This is a genomic window from Xanthomonas sp. SHU 308, from assembly GCF_000364645.1.
In the GTDB taxonomy this organism is placed as follows: domain Bacteria; phylum Pseudomonadota; class Gammaproteobacteria; order Xanthomonadales; family Xanthomonadaceae; genus Xanthomonas_A; species Xanthomonas_A sontii.
This window is the reverse complement of sequence record NZ_AQOK01000283.1, coordinates 1-4,605: the sequence shown is the minus strand read 5'-3', so window position 1 is coordinate 4,605 and position 4,605 is coordinate 1. Positions and strand designations below refer to the sequence as shown.

The 4,605-nt window shown below is 72.4% G+C and carries 3 protein-coding genes; 1 reads left to right on the top strand and 2 read right to left on the bottom strand.

From position 1 onward, the window contains the following. On the top strand, positions 1-886 hold an 886-nt coding region (locus D588_RS0110365), incomplete at its 5' end, for an ankyrin repeat domain-containing protein (RefSeq protein WP_017915919.1). A 297-nt stretch (positions 887-1,183) separates the two neighbouring features. Here D588_RS0110365 and D588_RS0110360 read toward each other — a convergent pair. Both D588_RS0110360 and D588_RS0110355 read right to left on the bottom strand, forming a co-directional pair. Beyond that, positions 1,184-3,070: a S8 family serine peptidase gene (locus D588_RS0110360; RefSeq protein WP_017915918.1), complete on the bottom strand. Its 1,887-nt coding sequence runs from the start codon at positions 3,068-3,070 to the stop codon at positions 1,184-1,186. A 63-nt stretch (positions 3,071-3,133) separates the two neighbouring features. Further along, positions 3,134-4,605: YadA-like family protein (locus D588_RS0110355; RefSeq protein WP_017915917.1), on the bottom strand; the 1,472-nt coding region annotated here is incomplete at its 5' end.

The window sequence follows — 4,605 nt, the reverse complement described above, 5'->3', positions numbered from 1 at the left end:
TCTGCCGCGGCGCCCGCTGCGCGAGGCCGACGTGCCGGCCGCGGCGATGGTCGGCGACGCCGAGGCGATCCGCCGCCTGATCGACCTCGGCCTGCCGGTGGATGCGGTGGACGCGCAGGGCTGCACCGCGTTGCTGCGCGCCGCCGGCGGTGGTCATGCCGAGGCGGTGAAACTGTTGCTGTCGCGCGGCGCCGATCTGCAGCACGCCGCGGCCAGCGGCGCCACGCCGCTGTCGGCGGCGGTCAGCATGCGCCAGACCGAGATCGTCGCGGCATTGCTGCAGGCCGGCGCGCAGATCGAACACCGCCTGCCGGGCGGGGTCACCGTGCTGATGCTGGCCTGCGCACTGGGTCTGCCGGACATCGCCGCGCGGCTGCTGGCCGCCGGTGCCGACGTGCATGCCGGCGACGCCCAGCAACTGGCCCCGCTGCACTGCGCCGCGCTGTACGGCTTCACCGCGCGCGACAAGTCGCGCCTGCTGGCGCTGCTGGACACGCTGCTGCTGGCCGGCGCCGAGGCCGACCGCGGTTCCGCCGGCGGGGTCACGCCGTTGCTGTTGCTGCTGGGTGCGCGCGCCGAACCGGGCACAGCCTGCGAGGAGCCGGTGGTGCTGGCCGGCGTCGAGCGCCTGCTCGACGAGGAGGTCAGCCTGGAGGTGCAGGATCCGCGCGGCTTCGGCCCGCTGCACCTGGCCGCGCTGCACGGCCTGCCGCTGCTGGTGCAGCGCCTGCTGCGCGCCGGTGCCGATCCGGAACTGCGCGATACCTTGAACCGCACCCCGCGCGAGATCGCGGTGATGCGCGGCTTCGTCGACGTCGCCGGGCAGTTCCAACCGGCGCTGCCGGGAGTGTCGTCGATGGCGCGGTTCCTGCGCGAAAGCCGCTAGCGCTTTTCCTTCTCCCACCGGGAGAAGGTGGCCCGGAGGGCCGGATGAGGGTCGGGCGCCGCCTCGCCCATTGCACCGCGCCTCGTGCCGCACCCTCACCCCAACCCCTCTCCCGGTGGGAGAGGGGCTTGCGGTCTCGCGCCGCACCGCCGTGCGCCATCCAGCAAAAAAAATGCCCGCCGGAAGGCGGGCGAACTGCGTCATGGTCGGCACGTCGCTGCTTTCGGAACCGCTGCGGGAGGTTCTCCTCCCGCGCACGTGGCGCGGCGGCGAACGGCGCCGCCGCGCGATCGGGCGTTACTGCCGCCCGACCAGGGTCAGGCCGCTGTAGCTGCCGCTCAGGCGCACGTAGTAGGTCGTGGCGCTGGACGGGGTGAGGCGCACCGCCTGGGTGGTGCCGGCACGGGTGGAACGCGCGTCGTAGCTGCTGCTGGTCGGCGTCTTGCCCGCCGACACGTACATCGCCACGTTGCCGGTGCCGCCGAAGGTCATGAAGCTGACCACCGTGCCGGCCGCGGCCTGGAAGCTGTACAGCGCATCGCCGCCCTGGCTGCCGATGCCGCGCATCTCCACCTTGTTGACCAGGGTCTTGGTCGGCGGCACGCAGCTGCTGTCGGACGGATCGCACGGCGGGGTGGTGGCCATCTGCAGCAGCATGTCCACGTCCAGGATGCCGGCGCCGATCGGCGTGCTGGTGGGGATCGCCACCGGGAACGGCCGCGCGCTGGCGCGCAGCAGGTCGCGCATGCCGGTCCAGCTGAAGGGCGTCTTGGCCACGCTCTGCACCATCGCCACCGCCGCGGCCACGTGCGGGGAGGCCATCGAGGTGCCGGCCATGCCGCCGATCTGCCAGTCGCCGGTCGGGCTCTGGGTGCCGCCGTTGATCACCTGGAAGATGTAGCCGTTCGGGTTGCCGTCGACGTCGCCGCCACCGCCCGGCGCGGCGATGTCCACGCGCGTGCCGTAGTTGGAGTAGCTGGCGCGGCCGCCGTTCACTCGCGAGGCGCCGACGCTGATCACGCCGTTGCAGGAGGACATGGTGTACGTGGCGGCATTGGCGTTGGAGTTGCCGGCGGCGACCACGATGATCGTGCCCTTGGCGTTGATCTGGTCGATCGCGTCCTGGTAGATCTGCGGGCAGGTGTCCGGCGCGCCGCTGCCCAGGCTCATGTTGATCACCTCGGCCGGGTTCGGGTTGGTCGGCAGGCCGGCCACCGGCAGGCCCGCGGCCCACAGCATGCCGTCGGCGATGTCGCTGCCGAAGCCGCCGCAGGAGCCGAGCACGCGCACCGGCACGATCTTGGCGTCGTAGGCCAGGCCGGCCGTGGCCAGGTTGTTGTTGGTGACCTGGGCGATGGTGCCGGAGACATGGCTGCCGTGCCACGAACTCGGCGCCGGCGCATTGCCGGACGCGCCCAGCGCGGTGCAGTAGTCTGCTTCCACCCAGTCGCCCAGGTCGTAGCCGCCGGCCACGCGACCGTCCGTGTCGCGGCGCGAGACGCGGTGGTCTGTGATCATGTCGTAGCCGGGCAGCACGTTGGCGGCCAGATCCGGGTTGTCCTTGACCACGCCGGTATCGACCACCGCCACCACCACGCCCTTGCCGGTGGAGCGGGTCCAGCCCTGCTCGGCGTTGACCCCGCCGACCGGGTCGTGGAAGTTCCACTGCAGCTTGGCGTAGGCCGGATCGTTGGGGGTGGTGGAGGCGGCGGCCGCGATGGCGGCCGGCAGGCGCACGCTGGCCTCGTCCAGGCGCCGGTACAGCCGATCGACCTGCACCGACACCACCGACGGATCGGCCTTCAGCTCGTTGATGAAGGCGGTGCGCTCGCTGTCGCTGAGGTGGCGCGAGGTCTGCACCACATGCCAGCCCGGCACCGCCATGTCGCGCAGCACCTTGGCGCTGACGGCGCTGCGCAGCGTCAGGCCGTTGCTGCCGATCTGCGCGCGCTGCATGCCGCTGCGCGCCACCGCGCTGCTGAGGGTGCTGGCCAGCAGGCTGCGCGCCTGGCTGCCGCCGTCACGGGTCTTGACGATGAAGCGCTGGCCCAGGTCGTTGGCGCTGGCCGATTGCGGCACCGGACCTTGCACACCGCCCAGGCCGATGGTGGGGGAGGCCGCCTGCGCGCCACCGGCGAACAGGACGGCGGCGAGGGCAGCGGCGAGCGTATTGGAAGACATCATCTGCGGATCCTGGAAAGAGAGGTGAGAAGAAGAAAACGGCGGCGCGCGCGGCGCCGCGCGACGTCACAGATCGATGCCCACGCCGATGCCGGCCGAGGACTCGCCGCTGCTGAAGGCGCCGCCCAGGCTGAACGAGGCGCGCGCGCCGATCTTGCGGGCGTAGCCGACCGACAGCGCCTGCTGCCCGCCCTGGAAGCCGGCGCCGACCGACACGCGCCCGCGCGGGCTCTGCGTGCCGGCGGCGTTGACCGCCATGTTGAGCATCGCCGCGCTCATCGCGCCGAGCCGGTCCATGCGCCGGTCCATGCCGTCGAGGCGATGCTCGGTGTCGGTGCGCAACTGGTTGAAGCTGTCGTCCAGCGCGGTGATACGGGTGTTGGTGTAGGCGTTGGCGCTGCTCAGGGTGGCGCTGTTGCCGGCGCGCATCTGCGCCACATTGACCGCGTCGGTGTCGGCGCTGCCGGCGGCGACGTTGGCGACCTGGCGTTCGTTGCCGGCGCTGCCCACCGAGACCGTGTTGGCGCGGTTGGCGACCGAGCCCTGGCCCAGCGCCACCGAATTGGCGGCGCTGGCCGAGGCGCCCTGGCCGAGCGCGGTGGCCGAGGCGGCCGAGGCATTGGCGCTCTCGCCGAGCGCGACCGCGTTGGTCGCCACCGCGGCGACACGGGCGTTGGCGCCGACCGCGGTGCTGCCGTCGGCATTGACCGTGGCGTTGCCGCCGATGGCGGTGTCGTTGGGGCCATAGGCCAGCGACTGCGCGCCCATCGCCAGGCCGTTGTTGCCGTTGGCGGTGGCCCCGGAACCCACGGCCACGGCATTGGTGCCGGCGCCGGTGCTCGGCGCGCTTGCCGCACCGTCGCCGCCGCCGACGCTGATGCCGCCGGAACCTCCGATGGTGTTCAGGCGGTTGCCGAAGCCGGTGAGGGCGGTGTCGAGCGCGCCCATCGCCGACCCCAGGTCGGTGTAGTGCGTGCCCTGCACCAGGTAATTGCCGCCGATCAGGTTGCCGTTGGCGTCGACCACGCTGCCGGCGCCGAACGCGGCGGCGACGTTGCGCAGCTGCGCCAGGTTGACCGCGTCGGTATCCATGGTGCCGGCGGCCAGGTTGGTGAGCTGGCGCTCGGCGCCCGCTGCGCCGATGGACACGGTGTTGTCGCGTTCGGCGACCGAACCGGCGCCCAGCGCCACGCTGTTGTTGGTGATGGTCTGCTTGTCGTTGACGAACTGCGAGTTGCCGACCCGCGCGCCGGGGCCGATCGCGATCGACTGGTCGCCGAACACATCGGACTTGGTGCCGATGGCGATGCTGTCGTAGAACAGCACCGGCGTATCGAGGAAGAAGTTGCCGTTCCACACCATTCCCCCGCCCAGGGCCAGGCTGCGGGTGCCGCCGGCCCAGGAGCGGTTGCCGAGCGCGGTGGAGCCGACGCCGCCGGCAAACGCGGCCGGGCCGACCGCGGTGCCGTCGTCGTTCTGGGCGAACGCGCTGGGGCCCATGGCCACGCTGTGGGTGCCCCAGGCGCGTGCGCCGTTGC